Annotated in this window: 9 protein-coding genes; 1 reads left to right on the top strand and 8 read right to left on the bottom strand. The window is 67.7% G+C overall.

What is annotated here, in order from left to right:
- Positions 1-2: 2 nt before the first annotated feature.
- The 6 genes from ACWGO0_RS11935 to ACWGO0_RS11910 form a co-directional block, all read right to left on the bottom strand.
- The gene (locus tag ACWGO0_RS11935; protein ID WP_453531889.1) at positions 3-2,129 is read right to left on the bottom strand and encodes a DEAD/DEAH box helicase; all 2,127 of its coding nucleotides are present in this window, start codon (positions 2,127-2,129) and stop codon (positions 3-5) included.
- Positions 2,126-3,457 carry a BREX system ATP-binding protein BrxD gene (gene brxD, locus ACWGO0_RS11930; RefSeq protein WP_453531886.1) on the bottom strand — a complete coding sequence of 444 codons (1,332 nt, stop codon included), beginning with the start codon at positions 3,455-3,457 and terminating at the stop codon, positions 2,126-2,128. Before brxD ends, ACWGO0_RS11935 begins: the two co-directional genes overlap by 4 nt.
- Entirely contained in the window at positions 3,454-6,189 is a 2,736-nt protein-coding gene (gene pglZ / locus ACWGO0_RS11925; RefSeq protein ID WP_453531883.1) for a BREX-2 system phosphatase PglZ, read from the bottom strand. Before pglZ ends, brxD begins: the two co-directional genes overlap by 4 nt.
- A complete protein-coding gene (locus ACWGO0_RS11920; protein ID WP_453531880.1) occupies positions 6,189-10,046 on the bottom strand; it encodes a PglY protein in 3,858 nt (1,285 codons plus the stop codon). The genes pglZ and ACWGO0_RS11920 overlap by 1 nt, the downstream gene beginning before the upstream one ends.
- Before the next feature lie 125 nt (positions 10,047-10,171).
- Complete coding sequence (locus ACWGO0_RS11915) at positions 10,172-10,798, bottom strand: hypothetical protein (RefSeq protein ID WP_453531877.1); 627 nt, start codon at positions 10,796-10,798, stop codon at positions 10,172-10,174.
- A 93-nt stretch (positions 10,799-10,891) separates the two neighbouring features.
- Positions 10,892-12,331 carry a PIN-like domain-containing protein gene (locus ACWGO0_RS11910; protein WP_453531874.1) on the bottom strand — a complete coding sequence of 480 codons (1,440 nt, stop codon included), beginning with the start codon at positions 12,329-12,331 and terminating at the stop codon, positions 10,892-10,894.
- A 282-nt stretch (positions 12,332-12,613) separates the two neighbouring features.
- Here ACWGO0_RS11910 and ACWGO0_RS11905 point away from each other — a divergent pair, with 282 nt between their 5' ends.
- Positions 12,614-14,185, top strand: a complete 1,572-nt coding sequence (locus tag ACWGO0_RS11905; protein ID WP_453531870.1) for a hypothetical protein — start codon at positions 12,614-12,616, stop codon at positions 14,183-14,185.
- Here the strand turns inward: ACWGO0_RS11905 and ACWGO0_RS11900 are convergent.
- Both ACWGO0_RS11900 and ACWGO0_RS11895 read right to left on the bottom strand, forming a co-directional pair.
- A complete protein-coding gene (locus ACWGO0_RS11900; protein ID WP_453532038.1) occupies positions 14,123-14,593 on the bottom strand; it encodes an ATP-binding protein in 471 nt (156 codons plus the stop codon). The two genes, ACWGO0_RS11905 and ACWGO0_RS11900, sit on opposite strands and share 63 nt — an antisense overlap.
- Positions 14,594-14,765: 172 nt before the next feature.
- On the bottom strand, positions 14,766-18,248 hold the full coding sequence (locus ACWGO0_RS11895) for a DEAD/DEAH box helicase (RefSeq protein WP_453531867.1): 3,483 nt from the start codon (positions 18,246-18,248) through the stop codon (positions 14,766-14,768).
- Between the last annotated feature and the right edge of the window lie 170 nt (positions 18,249-18,418).

Here is an 18,418-nt window from a genome sequence, read left to right as displayed (position 1 = left end):
CGTCAGGAAGGTGTCAGGGTGACAAATCTGACCGGCTCTTCCAGGACGGCCCGTGCACCCTCGAGGTCGGAGAACCTCGTCGCCAGAGTCGCCTGCGCAAGGCGAGGCGGCAGCGCATCACCGAACTTCAGCCCCTTTACGGCCCGTTCGTCGACCTCGGGCAGGCAGAGCTGGTCCGACACATCGGCCACGGCCTGCTTCCAGTGCTGCCGGTCCACGTCCTCCCGTAGCCGAATCCAGCAGTCGTTCACCCGCTGGGCGGGCGCAACAACGGTGCCGAGCGTCGCAGCGAGCGTGGCATTGGCCCGGTGACCCGCCCAGGTCCACCAGCGCACCTGCCCGCCGGAAGCACGAGTGATGAGTGTGCCGCCCGGGTGCACAACATCCATGAAGTGGTCCCGCGCCTCGGCGAGCGCCGTGACGGCACGCTTCGAAAGGGCTACGTCCGGGTCGGCCCCGAGCAGCACCTCACGCATGGCTCGCATAAGTTCGAACGCAGTGGCACGTTCGAAGCCGAGGCCGCTCCACTTGGCTTTCCCTCCGCTGTCGGTCGGCTCGACGAAGCAGCGTTTGCGATGCCAGTCGATGTACGTCACGAGCCAGCTCCGCCCTGCGAGGAGCAGCTTGCGCGGCCCTTCGATCTCCTCGGTGAGCAGGTCGGGATCGGTTCTGCCGATTTCATTGCGGCCCTGTAGAACAGTGAACTGGGGCGGCGCGGTGAAGACGGCGGTGAGGTTCATGAAGTGCCGGTGCCCAAAGCGTCGTTCCGCCTCGGGACCGATGAAGAGCATGCCGCCGTCCTGGTCCAGGTATCCCTCTTCGACGAGATGGCGCACGATCGGCTCGGCCGGCTGCCCGAAGGGGCCGAAGCCGTTCCACCACTCCTGCCACAGCTTGTCGCCCACCTGGTGTTCCTGGAGACACAGCGCGAGGAGCTGTTGCGCCACGATGTGGCGGGGCTCCGGGGGTGCGACGACGGGCTCGACCCAGCCGCGTTTCCATTGGAGCAACAGAGCGGCTGCGGCAAGAAGTCCGCCCTCGGTTAGCGCGAGAAAGAGACAGTTGCGCCTCGTCCCCGCGCGGCGGCCGGTGCGCCCGAGACGCTGCAGGAAGGATGCCACCGTCATAGGGGCATCGAGCTGGATCACTCGGTCCAGGTCACCCACGTCGATGCCGAGTTCCAACGTGCTGGTCGAAACGATGACACAGTCGCGCGCCTCGGCAAATGCCTGCTCCGCACGGCGCCTCTCGTCCACGGACAGAGACGCGTGCGAAAGAAACGTGGTGACGCCTCTCAGTCGAAGCTTTTCGCCCAGCTCTTCGACCAGGCGGCGCGATTCGCAGAACACGAGGCGTTTCTCACCTCGATGAAGTGCAGCGATCACAGTCGCCGCGTTCTCGACCGACCCGACGTAATCGAGTTCGATATCGCCCGGCACCGCATGCGCACCCTGCTGCTGCGGCTCGTCGAGATGCGGCGCGACCACACGGGCCGAACGGCGGCCCGCGGCTGACCCCTGGAGCCAGTGGAGCAGCTCGGCAGGATTGCCCACGGTCGCGGAGAGCCCGATGCGTTGCACGGGTCGGCCCACCGTCTTCTGAAGCCTCTCCAGCACGGCCAGCAAGTGCCACCCGCGGTCGTCACCGGCGAACGCATGGACTTCGTCCACGACGATCGTCTGCAGACCCGAGAAGAATGCTCTGTGGTCGACGTTGGCGCTGACCAGCATCGCTTCGAGAGATTCCGGTGTGGTGAGCAGCACGTCCGGCCGGTCGGCCAGGATCCTCTTCCGCCGGCCGGCGGTCACGTCCCCGTGCCAGAGAGCCGCAGTACGCCCGAGCCAGCCGGTGTACGTCTCGAGTCGCGGCAGCAGGTTGTTGAGCAGGGCCTTGAGCGGACAGACATACAGCACCGACGTGCCCGACCAGCGTTCCGCCGTCATCCTCGACAGCAGAGGAAAACCGGCTGCCTCGGTCTTCCCTCCTGCTGTGGGAGCCAGCAGAATGGCGTCCTCCCCGGCCATGACAGGCCCGATCGACTCCTCCTGCAGGGGACGCAGTCCGCGCCACCCGAGAGAGTTGACGATGTGGTGCACAAGGACCGGATCCAGATCATCGAGGGGGCTCACGGCAGTTCCAGTTCGATGCCGTCGGCACTCGATGCCGCCGCGTTGCGCTCCACTTCGTTCAGCTCGGCGCTGGACACGGTGAGCGCATAGTGCTGCCGAGGATCGAACTCGTCGAACTCGTCGACCCGGTCGAGCACATCGGCGACGATCTTGCGTAGGAAGAGCCGCGGTGCCACGCCGACCTTTCCCCCGAGGCCACCCGTCACCGCGGTGGCCAGTTCACTGATGTACGTGTCATCAACGCGCGCCGCGATCCGCTCGGGGTTCCGGGCCGCTCCCACGTACAAGTCGCGCACGTTCCTCCCCAGTTCCCCGAGCCGCGGCAGATCGAATCCGGCCAGCCGCAGTTGCACGGCGCGCGGTGAGTCGAATCGCGGGTCGGTCGTGAAGTCGGTGGCGAGTCTCTGGGCAAGCGGGGGAAGTCGTTGCACGCCCTGCTGTCCGTCGTAGAAGGCGGGTGTTCCCGTAATCACCAGGAAGAGGCCGGGAAAGCGGCCCGTGTCGATCTCGTCGAGCAGTTGTCGCAGGGCATTGAGGCCCTTCTCGCGTACGTCTCCGCGGACGCGCTGCAAGGTCTCGATCTCGTCGAGCACCACAAGCAGTCCGGGGTGGCCGCAGTCCCGAAGCACGGTCAGGAGCCCTTGGAGGAAGCCCAGTGCACCGAAATGGTCGAGATCGCCGCGCACACCGGCCGCACGCCGCGCGGAGGATGCGACCGACTTCTGCCCACCGAGCCACGCGATGAGCGCCTCGGCCGTAGCCGCGTCCCCGGCAGCCCGCGCTTCGCGGTAACCGCGAAGGGCTGCGGCGAAGGCGGGAGTAGTGCGGGCCACCTCGGCGAGGCGCTGCTCCATGAGCGCGTCGACGGCTGTCCCGAGGGCCTTCTCGTCGTCGTCCTCCACTTCACCCGCGTCGAGGATTTCCTCCTCCAGCGTGTAGAACCACGAGTCGATCACGGCCCGCAGGGCACTGGGCTGATGGGTGGCTGTGGTGAGTCGCTCGGTGAGCCGTCGGTAGACGGTTTCCAGCCGGTGCAATGGTGTCTCGGTCTCGGAGATCTGAACCTCGGTGGTGGCGAGGCCCGCGCGCTTGGCCCGCTCGGCGAGCCACCTTGCGAAGAAGGTCTTGCCGGAACCGTACTCACCACGGATGGCGTGAAAAGCGGAGCCACCACGTGCGACGGTCGCGATGTCGTCGTTCAGCGCCCCACTGAAATAGTCGAGGCCGACTGCGAAGAGATCGAGCCCGGACTGGGGTACGGTTCCGCGGCGCAGGGCGTCCACCACTTCGCGGCGGCGTGCCGCGCTGACCTCGGGTGCACCGGTCATGGCTGCTCCGTTCCGAACTGCTCCTGAAGGAGCGGGATGTTGAGTTCCACGGTCCGCCCCGCGTCCACCAGGTTGATCACGCCGTATCCCTCGATGTTCAGGAGCCGCTGCACCACGGTGACGAAGACTTCCGCGTTCCGCTGCGACCGACCGGTGGCCTCGGCTGCTGCTGCGGCCACGGCGTCCGGGGTGAGCTTGCCACCGGCGTCGGCCAGCGCGTCGATGACGGCGACTACGGCCTTGCCGTCCGGCGGGCGGCGTACGAATTTCCGTTGGGTCTTGTAACGCTGCGAGCCGACGACTTTTCCACCGAGGGTCAGCGTCGCCGGGGTCACCTCATCAGCGGCGAAGAGCGCCTCGCCGGCCTGGGCTTCCACTCGGCGCCGAGCCTTGCGGACCGTCTGCTCCCCTGCCTCCACCGATGGTGTCGCGGCGTCGTCGCCGGCCCGCCACCAGACGGGCACGGTCTGCTCGTTCGGCAGCACCACCCAGCCGGACGGCAGCAGTTCCTGTGACGGTACGAGCATGATCACGGGCACGGTCACCTCGGCGAGCGCTGCGCCGCCGTGGTAGCCGGCCTTGCGTGGCGTGTATCGGATGTCCTCGCGCCATGGCGCGATGATGGTGCCGCCGCCTTCTCGCACCCGCGGGCCGCTGAGCTCGATTTCGCCTTCGCCCGCCTCACCGGTACGCCAGCGGGCGCTCTGCGCCCCGGGCGATTTCAGGGGCCCCTGCCCCTGCGGCGAACGATCGAGCACATGCCCGTGGTCGGACACGAGCATGACGGGACGGCCGTATCCGCGCGCCGCGTTGAGCAGATCCAGCAGGTGGCTGATGTCCCTCAGCCGCCAGCTGGTGCGCTCGCCTTCCTGCCCGTGGTCGAGAGCGTCGTCAATGGTGTTGAGTACGACGGCGACGACGTCGTCCCCGGCGAGCGCGACCAGCAGTTCGGGGGCCAGCCGATGCCCCTCGGCACCGCCGATCTGCCCCTTGTGGAAAAGCCTGCCGACGCGCCGATGCCGCTTCCAGAACGCCTCGAACCCAGTGATCTCCGCGGCCTGTTTGCCGTTCGCCGGTGCCCCCGAGAGCAGGGATACGCGACTGATGGTGGTGACGGAGGGCAGCATGGAAACGGCGGCTTGGCGTCGCGGAGGAGCAGCAGTCTGCGGTGCGGGCACGATCTCGGTCCATACCCGGCGGTCGATCTCGTCGCCCAGCTGGGCCGCTATCGCGGCGCTCATACCGTCCAGCACGAGCACCAGCGGACTCGTTGTCGACGCCAACGGCACGGCCAGCGTCTTGAGTACCTCCTCGATCAGGAGGGCTCCCCCAGGCGCCTGGGACGACGCGGTGCGGGTCCAGCCGGCGAGCCGTGTGGCGAACTGCTCGTCAAGGGTGCTGCGCCGTGCTCGTGCACTGCCGATGAGCAGGTGGTACGCCTGTCCCACAACCGGATCGCCCATGGGGTCCCCGGCCGCCAGGACGCGCAAGGCGCGGTCGGTCCACCCCCACTGGGCGAACTGCTCACCGACGGCCTGGCCGACGGACTCGGCCGTCGGGGTCGGCCCGTCGAGCCACCGCACCACTCTCACTGCCATCCGCGCCGCCTCGCAGCTCGCCGGGTGCAGTCGTGCCAGCTGGTGTGCCAGTACGTGGTCCAGAGCGGCCTCGGCCGTCTTGGGGGAATCCGGGAGGGCAGCGGCGAGATCCCGCAGCCGCGCCCTGAAGCCCGACGGCAACAGCGGGTCGACGCGCAGCGCCTGCCCCAGCCCTGCTTCGGAGGCGAGTTCGTCGGCCCGGTCGAGCACGGCGTACACACGTTGCCGTGCCTCGGCGCCCGCAGGGGTGCTGACCTCCGCCTCGGTGATCCAGCGGGCGAGGGTGCCGATCACAGTGGCGGTGAACTTCGGCAGGTCCTCCACCGAGCGCAGAGTGGAGCCGAAGAGGCCCCCGAGCGCGAAGCTCGTCCCGGCAGGGGCCTCCGGTGCGCTTAGTACGGAGCCCAGCACGCCGAGTGCCATCGCGTCCTGCCCCCGGCCGTCGGCGACCAGGGAGAGCAGAGTGGGTGCGGCTGCTCCGACGGTGTCGGTGAGCCAGGCGGTCAGGCCGTCGCGTTCCGCCCGCGGCAACTCCCGGAACCGGGCAGGACCGGCTGTCGTCCGCGACCAGGCGAGAAGAGCATTTGTGTCCAGTTCGAGGCGGTGGCCGACGGAACCACGTCCGAGGCCCAGCCGCTCGCCGACCAGCGCCCGCACCGCGGCGTCCCGGGTGAGAACCGAGCCGCTGCGCGGCCAGCCGTCCACCGGTTCGGCCTCCAGCAGCGCGGTGAGCAGCCACGTCTCCCTGATCATCCGGGGATCGAGGTCAGCGGCACCGAACAGCTGCTTGACGATCTCGGCCCGGTCGACACCGAGGCTGCGGCGCCCCACCGCGTGTGCGCGAACGTCCCAGCCCAGCACGGTCGCGGGTACGTCGCTGGTGACGACGAGCAGCTGCTCGCGGTCGGAGCCGTCTAGGAGCTCCTGCCAGGCGGCAACGATCCCGAGCACTGAGTCCTGGTCGGTGACCCTTACCTGCCGTTGCCTGCCGTCGATCCGGGCAGCGAACTCCGTCGGAGCCGTGCTGTCGTACCGTGCGTTGACGAGAAGGAGTCTGCGGTCCGCGGCACGGCGCAGCTCGGTCTCGAGGAGCGCTTCGACGATCCGCCGGTCGATGAGCGGCCGGAGGGCCATCAGTACTGTGCCTCGTCTTCCGTGGAGCTCTCGGTGCTGTTCTCGGCAGGGACGACCTGCCACGTGATTTCCACAGCCATGCCGGGGTGTGCGGCCGAGTAGGCCAGGATCTCGTCCCAGAGGTTGTCAATGGCCTTGTTCAGCGAGTTCTCGACGTGGCTGGGCTGGAGCCTGACCGTACGGGAGCGGCCCGTGCTCGGCTGCGCGGGGTTCATGGTTGCGGAGGTGCTGATGGAGGGAACGGACGGCGTGCCGTGCCGGGTGAGGGATACGTCGTCGGCAGCGGGCGGTTCGGGAACCGCCACCGGTTGCGGTGCGACGGGGGTCTCCACCTGTGTCAGCCGTGCCGCGTCCTGGACCAGGCCAACGGCCTTAGTCCGGATCGATTCGAGTACGGGGATCAGCGAGCGCTCGAATTCAGTGGTCGCGGCAGCGTCCGCGATCTCCGCGATCAGCCGTTCGGCCCGTTCCCCCACACTGTCCTGACGCCCCGCGAACCCCCGCACGCCTTCCAGCAGCGCCCAGTCCGCGTCGTCGAGCGCCTGAAGGACGTCGGGTGCCGAGGTGAGCGCGGTGGCGAGCACGGCGTCACCGGTGTCGTGGGAGGCGCCTGCCAGTTCCCGTACGAGCGCGGTCGCGTCCCGGTGACGCCCGAGGCGGGCCAGCAGGTCCGCTGCATCCTTGCCGGAAGACAGCCTTTCGCTCGTCTCCCGGTCCATACCGAGTGCCTCCGCATGCCTGTTCAGCGAGGTGCGCAGGGCATTGACCGGCCGCTCGTACTCCGCGACCTTCTCACTGACGCCAGTGAAGAGCTTGTTCACATTCCGGGCGAACAGTGTCGGCTGGACGGGCACGCCGAAGAGCTTTGCCGCCCGCACCCTCGCGGTCGCGTATTCCTCATCGGTCGGCAACTGCTGTGCTCGCAGCCCGTAGCCGGCGCCGATGCGCTCCAGCTCGGGCGGCTGGGGCAGCGGGCTGCCGTGGTAGGTCCAGGCACGGTCGTCGAGCAGTGCGTAGGTCGCGATGATCAGGCTGCTGGTGTTCTTGTCGAGGCCGGTCCAGCCGAGATCCTCAGCAATCCAGGTACGGACCTCCTCGGCCGTCAGGTCCTCGACCCCGGGGCGGTGCTGGTGGGCGGCCTGGTTGATGCGCGCACGCCAGTCGTTGCGCAGAACCAGCGGGCCGTCGTGAACCTGGCCGAGTTCCAGCGGTTCGACGATTCGCTTGACGATCTTGAGATGGTGGCTGTCGACCTCGATGCGGCGGCCGCCGTCGTCCATGGCACGGGTGATCCAGGTCAGTGCCGTCTTCAGCTCTCCGAGGCTGACAGCCTTGCGGTCTCCGGTCCTGCTGAAGTCGGGGTGCTTGGGGTAAAGAGCGCGAAAGACACCGTCGGCCAGGTGCTGCAGATTGTCCTGGAAGGACTTGCCGCCCTGCAGTTGCGGCCTCGCGTACTCAGGCAGCAGGGACAGGATGTGCTTGCCCTCGCTCACCTCCGCGGAGACGCTGTTCTCGTCCACCTTCGCGATGCCGTACAGCTGAGCGAGCGTCGCGGTGAGCTGCGATGTGAGGGTGTCGCGCTGGGCGGCGAGCTGGTGACGCACCCGCACCCGGTCGTCGGAGTGGAGGTGGCCTGCGTAGTCGTCGAGCCGGTCCCGCTCCAACAGATAGTTGATCTTGATCAGCCGTCCGAGCTGGGCGCTCTTCTGCTCGGAGAAGAACGAGGGCAGCCAGACCAGCGTCGGAGCCATAAGCCCTTCGGACCGAAGCGCCTCCACGCGCTGCGCATCGTCATTCGGGTAATGCTGACCGTCGTCGAACGGGTAGTCCAGAATGAACCGCACCCGCCCGTCCACGCCTGGGCGGAACTGGTCGGCGGACAGCTGCGCGGTGTCGCGGACGTTTTCGAAGACGAACTCGGCGGTGCGCTTCGTTCCCTGCCACACGAGTTCGTGCTCGCACACGAAGGCTCCGGAATCCTTGAGTCCGAGCGCCTTCCACAGCTGATCCTTGACCCAGATACGCCGGGCTCCGGTCCTGTCCTCGTCGGCGACCATGTCGAGCAGCGGCTCAATGTCCAGGTCGGAGAGGTGGAGGGTGAACACGGGGTCCTGGTCGCCATCGGCACGGATTTCACCGAACTCGGCCTGCAATTCCCGCAGTCGGGTCACCACGAGCGAGCCGGGGGCGACCGTACGCGAGCGGATCGAGCCGTGGTTCAGCGCGGCGATCCGCCCGCCGGTGAGCCTCTTGAGCGCCGGAACATCGGGGGCGAGCGCGGCAAGAAGCAGGGTCTTGACGAACCTGTCGTCGGCGATGAACTTTTCGCTCTGCTCGGAGCCGTACTTCTCCAGGAGATGCGCCCGGACCTTGGCGTGGAAGGTGTGCGCGGCCTCGGCCTCGTTCTTGAGCCGGTCGGTGAAGGCTTCCCCGGTACCGTCCGAGAGCACGTCCCACAGATCACCGAGCGGAATCAGTTCGCCCAGCTTGATATCCGCGCGCCGCCTCCGAAGCATCTCCTGCAGCAGCTTCAGACCGGTGCGTTCGCGCTGCAGGGCGCCGGAGAGCGCCACGAGAACGTTGAGCAATGCAGGCGAAAGGGGATATACCGCGCGAAAATCTGACCAATCAGCATGTGTCGCACCGTGGGCGTCGAGCAGAACATCCTTGACCTGCGAGTTGCTCGACTCGATGGTCGCGAAGGCGTCATCGAGGGCGGCCCGGGCGAGCTGATCCTTGGGCTTGAGAATTCGCTCCTTGATGATCTCCGGCAGATTGCGGTCTTCAAGGCTGATCACGTCGAAGCGTCCAGCAAGGTACTCGACCTGCTGCTCCAGATTTTTCACATCAGCGCCCACTACATCGGCACCGACGAGCTGGGAAAGATCGCGCTGTCGGGAGATGAGCGAAACGATGGGTACCGGCCGCGCGCTGTCCCCCGACTCGATCAGCTTGACCAATTTGCTGACCTCTGAGTTCACCTTCTCGCGGTTCGACATGTGTGCCTGAAGCCAGAGGATCAGCTCATCAAGGAAGAGAATGATGCCGTCGTAGCCGAGCGACTTGGCGTGCCGGCTGATCACAGCAAGACCGTTCTCCAGCGGCAGGAACGCGTGGGCATCGCCACGGGCGCCCTCGGCGTACGAAGACATCGGCCCGGTCAGCAGTGCGGAGACCAGCCGATCCCGCAGAGGATCACCGGCGAGCGCGGAGAAGGCCCGGTGCAGTTCGGCCGGTGTCCACTGCGTGGTGGCACCGTCGATCACATCCAGATCGTCCTCGACCACTTCGGACGCGCCACCGGTCACAGGCAGCAACTCCGCGAAAGCTGCGTCACCGATCGCCCTGCGAAACCTCTCGGCGTCGGCGAGCATGGAGTCCGCTCGATAGACGGGCGGGACAGACGCATCGGGGTGGAGCCGTCGCACCTCGGCGACGTACCCGCCAAGGAGTGCCGAGTCCAGGTCGGTCGAGCCGACAAGGTGGTACGGCACCATCAGGAACCGCTTGCCCCTCAGCCAGTCGTCGTGTTCGGCAATGACCTCCTGGAGCTTCGGCTTGGCACGGGCAGCCGGCACGTTGTTGAGCACGGCGTGCAGCACGGTCAGGAAGTGGCTCTTACCCGACCCGAACGAGCCGTGGAGGTAGGCGGAGTGCGAGTTGCCACCGCGAGCAGCGGCTCGCACGATCCCGAGAGCCTTGCCGAAGGCCGCCTTGAGCTGGTCGGTGACCACGTATTCGGCGACCCGGGCATCGGTCTCGGTGAAGCCACCGGTGAGCTCCACCTTGAAATCGCCGGCATGGACGTCTTCCTTGATGTCGATGACATCCCGCAGGAAGAGCTCATTCGTGGGCATCGGTGACTCTCGTTCCCTCACTCGGCGGTTCACATATTCCGCGCTGCGCGCATCTCGCCCCTATCTTGCCAGCTCACACGGCATACCAGCCAAGAGATGGAAACATCAGCAAAAGGCTCTTCGAGTCACCTCCTCTCCGGGGTCAGCGGCTCGACGTGCGACCAGATGAACGTCCGGTCTCCGTCGAGGTGCGCGTCTCCCCAGTGGATCGCGTGAATACCGTCCTCACACGCGGAGGTGAAGAACACGGAGACGAGCTTCGTGGTGCGCCCGAGCTCTTCGAAAGCCTCGTGGAGTTCCACGTACTCGTCCGTGGTGAGAATGTCGTCCAGCGGGAAGAGGCCCTCCGGCGCCTCGGGCCCGTGGGCGGTCAGCATGCGCCTGCGCTGGGGCGACACATCGGCCCGCAACCGCGCACGATCGAGTGGGACCGCACGGTCGGCGTACCGGAACGGAAACAGGGCGTGCCCATTGATCACCGCGTAGGCGTAGCCTCGCAGCTCACGGACCGTGCCGCCGAGCGCAACAGCCTCCTCGGCCAGCTCCTCACGTACCGCTTCGGCCAGGACATGTCCGTACGGTCCGCGCTTCTTGAGATTCGCCTCGGCATGAACGGCCCGCGCCCGCTGATGTGCTCGCGTCAGTCGCTTCGGTACACCCGCAACGAGACCGTCGGCCTGTGTGCCGAAGCGCTTCTGAGCCCATGCAGAGGGACTCGCCCCCTTGCCGTTCCACACCGCGCCACTGTTCATGCTCTCCCCTGTCGCCCGGCACTCCCCACCTGTGTGACATGGGCAGAAGGCAGGGACAAGGGCGCGAACCGGCCGCAGAGCGGCGCCGATGGCCTACGATTCGCCGCGCTCCGATGCCTTGTCTTCCTCAGCGGACTCAGCATCACCCTTGGAGAAGACCGGCCAGAGTTGCCCGTTCTCGAAGGACTCACGAAGCAATGGGATCGTCTCGTCCGGGATACGGAATCCGGTGGCCCAGGACGGTTCCGTCACTGATCCGTAGATGGTGTGCAGGAGGAACGGCTCCTCTCCGCTCAGCACCCCCAGGTCCTCAAGCTCGCGTGCCACGGTGCTGACCGGCCGGGTGAACCCCTTGAGCTGCCGGTCCGGCGGGTAGCCCGCGAGGTCGTACACCGTGTCCCTGTCCACGAACCCTCCGTTCGCAGCAGCGGCGACGATCACCTTGGCATGCGCCGGATAGCGCAGGACAAGCTGCTCGATGAAGGCGTCCAGCGACTGCTTGCTCCAGCCCGCTTCCAACTCGTCGTCGTCCCGGTCCGCTCCGCGCAGCTGCTCCAGGTCGTCCACCGAGTCCTTGTCGACGTGGAGGCCGTCGAGCAACTGCTCGGCCCAGGTGAGCAGCTCCGCCGGAGTCAGCATGTAGAGGCGGACGCCTGCCTGCTCCCTCAGCTCCACCGCCAGCTCGGCCCTTGGCCGCGCCGGGATATCACCGTCTCGCTGCTGCCACCAGTCCTTCTTGATGTCCCCGGTCACCAGCAGCACATCACAGGTGCGCCGCTGAGCCTCCTGCAGCAACTGCAACCACAGCAGGTAGTCACCGGCGGCCCGCTCGGCCGGCTTGGTCTTGAAGTCCTCGTAACCAGGCGGGATTTCCTCGTCGGCGCGTTTCTGAGCCGCCTGGACAGCCTTGTCGTACTCGTCGGTCGGCAGAGGCTCTCCGATGCGGCCCGACAGGAGGGGCTCCAGTTCTACGAGCACGGGGTCGCTGTGGGTCTCGGCCGTGCCCTCCAGTGCATCGCGCTCGGCCTGACCGTCGATGATCCCCTGCAGTTCCTCCACGGTCTCGGTGAGTGCTGACAGACTCTCGTTGATCCGCTGAGTGACACCTTCGTCGTGCTTGAGACGTACGTCCTTGACCCACCGCTCGACGGCGTCACTCGCGGACCGCCGCACCCGCTCCAGAGCCGCCGAGGTTTCCTTGGCCTTGGTGCTGTGGTGGTGGCGGACGGACTTCTGTTCACGGTTGCGCCAGAACTCGGTGAGCACCTGGTGCGGCACCCAGAGCCGGTCCCGCAGCTTGGTGAGCACGGCCAGGGTGTCCTGCCGGGTACGGGCGTTGGATCGGTAGAGGTTGAGCAGCACATTGGTGTCGAGGACGACCATCCCGCTCTGGAAGACCCGCTCGTAGTCGTTCTTTCGAGGGCTCTGATGGGCTCCGTCGCAGTCGAAGATCCCGCGCCCGCGCCCGCTCCCGGCATCGGTCCCGGTCTCGGTTCCGCTCGCGCTCTCCGCCGGATCATCCTTGAACGCCATGGTGCTCTGTGTTTCCCCTCGTTGGCCCCGCTCATACTCCCCGGGGGCAATGAGCGCATGGTTCCAGGCTTGGCCGTGATACGAGAGAGCTATCTCGGCCAACTACGCACGCCCCGGGGCAAGGGCGCTGATGTCGTGCGAGAGCAGCAACGGAACGGAGAGGGCAGCATGTTACGAACGGTGCGGACGGCCACCCGGCGACAGGCCGGAAGGGCGGTTCCGGGTCAACGACCTGAGTCCGCCGATTCCGGTGATCCGGGCGGTTCTGGCGGACCTGCGGAGGTGGCTCCGTCTGCCGCCGAACCCTTCAATCGCCGGATCGAGGTTCTGGTCGCGGTCGTCGACAGCCCGGACGAGACGAGTCTCGCGGCGCAGCTCCTGGAGGGGCGCGGGTGGTCGGTACGGCCATGGCTTCCCCGCAACGACAGCGCGGACGCCTCGGCATCGCTCGGCCCGGGCCGTGTCGGGCGGCTGGTCGAAGTCCGGCTGCACGGTGCGCGCTTCGGCGCAGTGCAGGCGGCAGTTTCCGAGATCGAGAACCTGGCTCGCCGCCACCAGGCGGGCATATGGGTGGTGGATGCATTCCTCATCGAACACGACCTGGCCCACGACTACCGTTCCGTGTTCCACGCCCACCGCCGACTCCCGGAGACCTCCGCCCCCTCGGATTCCCCAAGCCCTCGAGCCTGGGTCGCAGCCCTGCGCACCTCGCTCGGCGTGATCTCCACCGTCCGTATTCTCAAGCAGACCGGCCGCCCTTCCGTCGAAGCGCTCGAACGGCGTCTGGAGCGCGGAACACTCACCGGGCGCCCGCACGACCCGCAAGGTCTCCAACTACGCATCCCTATGGGCATGGAAGGCCGGGACCCCGACGCACCACCGCCGACTCCGGTGTCGGCATGGCGCCTGGCAGGCCCCGTGGTAGCGGGCCTGGGCGTGGCGTTGGCCTGCGGGTTCGCCGCTGCGGCCGCGCATGGCCTGTTCGTGCTGGTGCCGCTGCTCGTGGCGTGCGCTCTTGTGTGGCCCATGGGCCATGAGATCACCAACCGGAGGGAGGACCGGCCTCTTGCCGTCACCCTGGTCTGGGGCACTGCGGTTGTCGCCCCGATGACCGTGGCCGGCCTGTCGTTGGCCCTCAACATGCCCGGTCCTCCAGCGCAAGTGGCACGCATGACGGCGTTCGCGGTGCTCGGGGTGGCTCTCTGTGCCCTGATCCTCTACGGACTGGGGTACGCCCTGGTTCACTCCTGGTTCAGCCGCAACGCAAACTGGGCCGTACCGGCACTCGTCCCCGCGCTCGCCCTCAGCCTGCCCTGGTTCGGTGGCCTACTGCACACGATGTACCTCAAAGCCGGGTTCGGCGTCCCCTCCGACGCCATCCAGGTCTCGGTGTACTGGTCCTACGCGGCCTCGCTGAAGCCCATCGGAATCGCACTCGGGCTCGCGGTAGTGGTGGTGGCAATGGCCGGATGGATGCGCCACTACCACCAGTGGGTCCACGCACGGGGCATGGTCCGGATCGGCGTTCCGCTCATGAGCCTCTTCGTCATCGGGATCTCCCTGACCGCTGGACTCGCCGCAACTGAAGCGGCCGCAAACCGAGCACGCACGGCTGCGGCTTCCGGCGAGACCCCGGCGGCGTACTACGGAGTCCAGGGCCGAATCGTTTGTGTCAAGCCCGTGTCCAAGGAGATCCCCGTCTTCAACGGCCCGCTCGCCACCACACGCCCTCTGCTCACCTTCGGGACATCCGGGGACCGCGTATGGCTGTGGGACCCACGACGCGATCAGTCACTGTCCGTCCGGCTTGAGGACGTAGTCGTTACGGAGGCCGGGTCGAGCGCCTGCAGCTGACCGGTGATGGAGTTCGAGTTCCGCCCATACGCTCTTGCCTGGGGCTCCGACGCGCGGCGCCACGCACCAGCGGTCCGCGAGCTGCGAGACGAGAAACAGGCCACGACCCGTCTCCTCGTCGGTGGCCGGGGCGCTGGGTGTCTCAGCGGAAGGGCACCTCTCAGTGCGAGTGTCAGCAACCTCGATGCGGAGAACCGTCGTTGCATCGGATACGCACTCAGTGAGTCTCACGTGGAAGTCGCGTCCGGACACGTGGCCGTGACGGACGGCGTTCGCTGCCAGCTCGGCGGCGATCAGGGTGAGGGTCTCGTTGGGAGTGGAGTCGTAGGGGTGGCCCCACTCATCGAGCCGGTGCGAGACAAGGCGCCGAGCGAGCCGGGCGCCGCGTGGAGTGGAGGTGAATTGCATGGCGAATTCGCGTACTGGTGCTACCGGTTGCTGGACCGGCACCGCTGGGGTAGTCACTCGGCTCATGACGAAGACGTTCTCGCCCACGACGCACTGCTGACCAGGGCAGACGCGTGGACGAGAACGGGCTGTACGCATGAGCGCTCGGGCTGTACACGGGCTACGCCCTTACCTATCGGCAGCGGCACCCTTCACCAAGCACCGCGGGGGCGAGATCCCGCATGGCCGCCTGCTCGGCCTCCGACATGCACGGCAGCTGACGTGCGAGTACGTCGAAGTGCTGGTGTCCGCGCCATGCGTCGTGGTCGCCCACGACGAACAGCCGCCGACGCGCACGGCTCACCGCGACGTTCAGCAGGTTCGGTGCGGAGGCAGCCCAGACGCGCGGGCCTGCCTTCTCCCCACCCGCGCCGAGAACCAGCAGCACTACATCGGCTTCCTTCCCCTGGGTCGTATGCACAGTGCCCACCCTGTCGCGCGGAACGACCTGGCACAGGCTGCGACGGAGTCCGGCCACGACATCCCGGAACGGGCTGATGACGAAGAGTTCGCGCTCCGGGTCGAGGCCCTGATCGACCAGCCGGTGCACGATGACGTTCGCGCAATCTCCCTCCTCCGGCGACCACTTTCCCTGCGATGCGCGCCCGCCGTTCACGGGCCACCACACGCCACGCCGGGCCACGGCGTAGTCGTCGTCCCGGTGCACCCCGTGCACCATGAGCCCGTCGTAGGCGATCTCGTTGCTGATCGTGAACATCGGGTCGTCGCAGCGTCGGTGCACGCGCAGAGGCGACCCCACCCACACCCGGTCATCCTCCGAGCCGTCGGGCGCGGGCAGCCAGGTGCCGTAGGTGTTCAACCGGTCCGCGACGCGCTGTGCCGAGGTGCGGGACGGTTCCCACTCCTCGGCCACACCGAAGGTGCGACGGAGTGCCTGCTGCCCCGTGTGCGGCAGCGTGACGACTGGCTCCAGTTGCAGCGGATCGCCCACGATGACGCCCCTGCGCGCCCGCCACAAAGCACCCACCGGCATCTGGGCGGTCGCCTGGCCGGCCTCGTCGATCAGCATCCAGCCCAGTGACCGGGGCCCCAGACCGGTGAACATCCGGTCCAGTGAGGCGAACGTGGTGGAGACGACGGGCAGAGCGAGGAAGAGGCTCTGCCAGGCCGCCAGCACCACCTCCGGCTTCAGGGTCTTGGGAGCGTCGCCACAGAGGACGTCCATCGCGGCGTCCAAGTTCTTGCGCATCCTGTCGGCCGCACCTTCGATGAACGCACGGTGCAGATCCATCGCGGCGAGAAAAAGCCGGGTGCGGGCTCGGGTGAACTCCGGATCGGACCAGGGCGAGGAGAGCTCTCTGGCGTCCTCCTCTGTCCGCTCGCCGCGCTCTTCTTGGCCCGGAATGAAAGTGTCCCAGCGTTCGAGGGCTGTCCCCAAGGTGGCCCGGAGTTGTGCGTGGTGCCCTTCCGCCGCTTGGAGCCCCCGCCTGGCTTCATCGAGGACACCCCTGTGGGCAGCTTCGGCCCGGTCGTACGCGGCGGCCGCCTGCGTGTGTGCCTCGTACGCGGCCCGAGCTGTCTGCTCCGCTGCGGCCAGCAGTTGGTCCTCCGTCTGCCAGTCGCGCTGCGCCGCGCCGAGGGTGAAGATGCCTGCGGTCAGGCCGGGACGGTGCCGACGGTGCTCCGTCCTCCGGCCGGCAGGGCCCGCAAGGTCCCTCTGCGCCCTGCCGCGAGCCGCACGAGCGTCCACAGCCGGCTGTCGAAGTGCGTCCACGTCCCTCTGAGCGCTGCGAACCGCCTGCTGCGCTGTGGTGACGGCCGCGTCCGAACCGCTGAAGTCCAGGAGTGCCTCATACGCTCGCTGCCGCTGGTCCCGCAGGGTCTGGACCGTCTGCCGTGCATCCCGGAAACGAATGACGGAGTCCCGCCACCACATCAGGTCGAAACCGCGCGAAGCAGCCGCCTTCAGGACGTCCCGCATGCCTTCGCCACGCTCGGCCCGCTCCTCGCGCGGCGGGCCGAACCAGTACTTGTTGCGGAAATCCGAACGGTTCCCTTTGTTGCCTAGCTTTGCTGCGAGGGTTCCCCAAGACGGTGCGCCCTCGAGAAGAAGGCGACCCTGTTCCGGGAAGAAGGACGCCGCCTCCCGCCACTCTGCCGCAACGGATTCGAGTGCCGGGATCTCGTTGGAGACGTTCTCGACGGCACCGTTGTTGGCCGACGCGATCACCATCTCGAAACCTGTCAGCACCGGCTTGAGCGAGGCAACGGACCGCTGGTAGGTGCCGGTGCTCCAGCGGTGCGGCTGGCCGGTGAACGCGTCTTCGGGCCGCCGAAGTTCGGACAGCTTCTCCGCCCTCATGACCAGCACAGAGGCGATGAGGTCTCGGAGCTGTGTGGTCTTGCCCGTACCGGGCGGACCGTTCACCGCGTACAGGCCGTCGGTGTCGGCGAGTTGCTCCACGATCCGGTTCACTGCGAACTGCTGGCTCAGCACCAGCGGGTGCTCCGTCTTCGCCGGCCATCGCCCGAGTGGGAAATCGGCCGGCTGCACGCCGTCGAGTACCGCTCCGGGCTCGTGCTTGAGGTCGACGCGCGCACGGCCGCGCAGCGCGGTCGAGTCGGTCAGATAGTCCCGCAGCGCAGGCCCCGGCTCATCCTTGCCGAGGCTGCCCGCGACGAGGTCGAGGTCCGCCGCGATGAAGCTGTTCAGGAAGTCAGACCCGCCCGACCGGCCGGCCTTCCGCCGGGATACGGACTTGCACTGGACCCGAATCGTCTCCGGCCGCAGGTCGTCGGTCACGCCGAACTGCTCTGCGACCCAGCGGGTGACGGCCGACAGGTCCCGTACGGTCAGAGGCTTCTCGCCGAGTCGGGGCGGGCCTTCGTCGTCGTCCGCGGCATCGGCTGCGCCCTCGTCCAACGGGCTTTCGTCCAACGGGCTTTCGTCCAACGAACCCTCGTCCTGGCGCCTGGCAGAACGTCTGGCGCCGCCGTTGGCCACGGCCTCGACGGCACCAGTGACAGCACCGACCGCCAGGTCGCCGAGCACCGGTCCGAGCGCGGCGTTCAGGGCACCGCCAACCGCGCCGACCGTGATCTCGCACAGCAACCCTGCGAAGGGTCGCTGCCGCCGCCCTGCCGCCGTGTCCGCGATCGCCACCTTGCCGTCTCCGACGCCCAGCACGACGCCTTCGCACGCGTCGGCCTCCGTCTCGAAGCCGTCGAGCCAGCCTTGGGCTCCGGGGCCAGGCTTACGGCTGCGCCCCGTCGCCCAGGCGCACGCGGAGAAGGTGATGGAATCCTGGACCAGTAGCCCCTCGTCCGTGACCTCGAAGGCCAGCAGGGCACTGTCACCGTCCACGCGACCGTCGTGGTCCTCCTCGCTGCCACCGAAGACATCGAGCAGGACATCGCGGACGGATGCGACCGGGTACACGCCGCAGTAGACGGTGTGCTGCCTGACCATGTTCCGGCCCGGGCTCCGCCGCCGTACGGGATGCCCCTCTTCCCACGGTAGAGGGCGCCCGGACTCCACGGGGTACATGCCTCTCGGCGGCGAAGCCTTCTCCACCTTCTGCGGGCTGAACATCTCCACTGCCCGCCAGTAGTGCACGATCTCCGCCCTGCGCCGCCGCTCACTGCTCGCCGCCATACGGCCCGCCCCCTCGTTCCGGTCCGCCAGGAACGATCACCCTAGACAGCTCCGCGCGCTGTGCGCAGAGGGCATTGGCGAATATGCGACCTCGGGTCGGCGCCCGCTGTGCCGTCGGCGGCGACGGGAGGCGGGCACTCGTCAGGGACGGAGCTTGACCAAGCATTGCT

This window comes from Streptomyces sp. NPDC055749, assembly GCF_053617235.1.
Note: the sequence above shows the minus strand (reverse complement) of the source record. Positions and strands in the feature narration are given on the sequence as shown.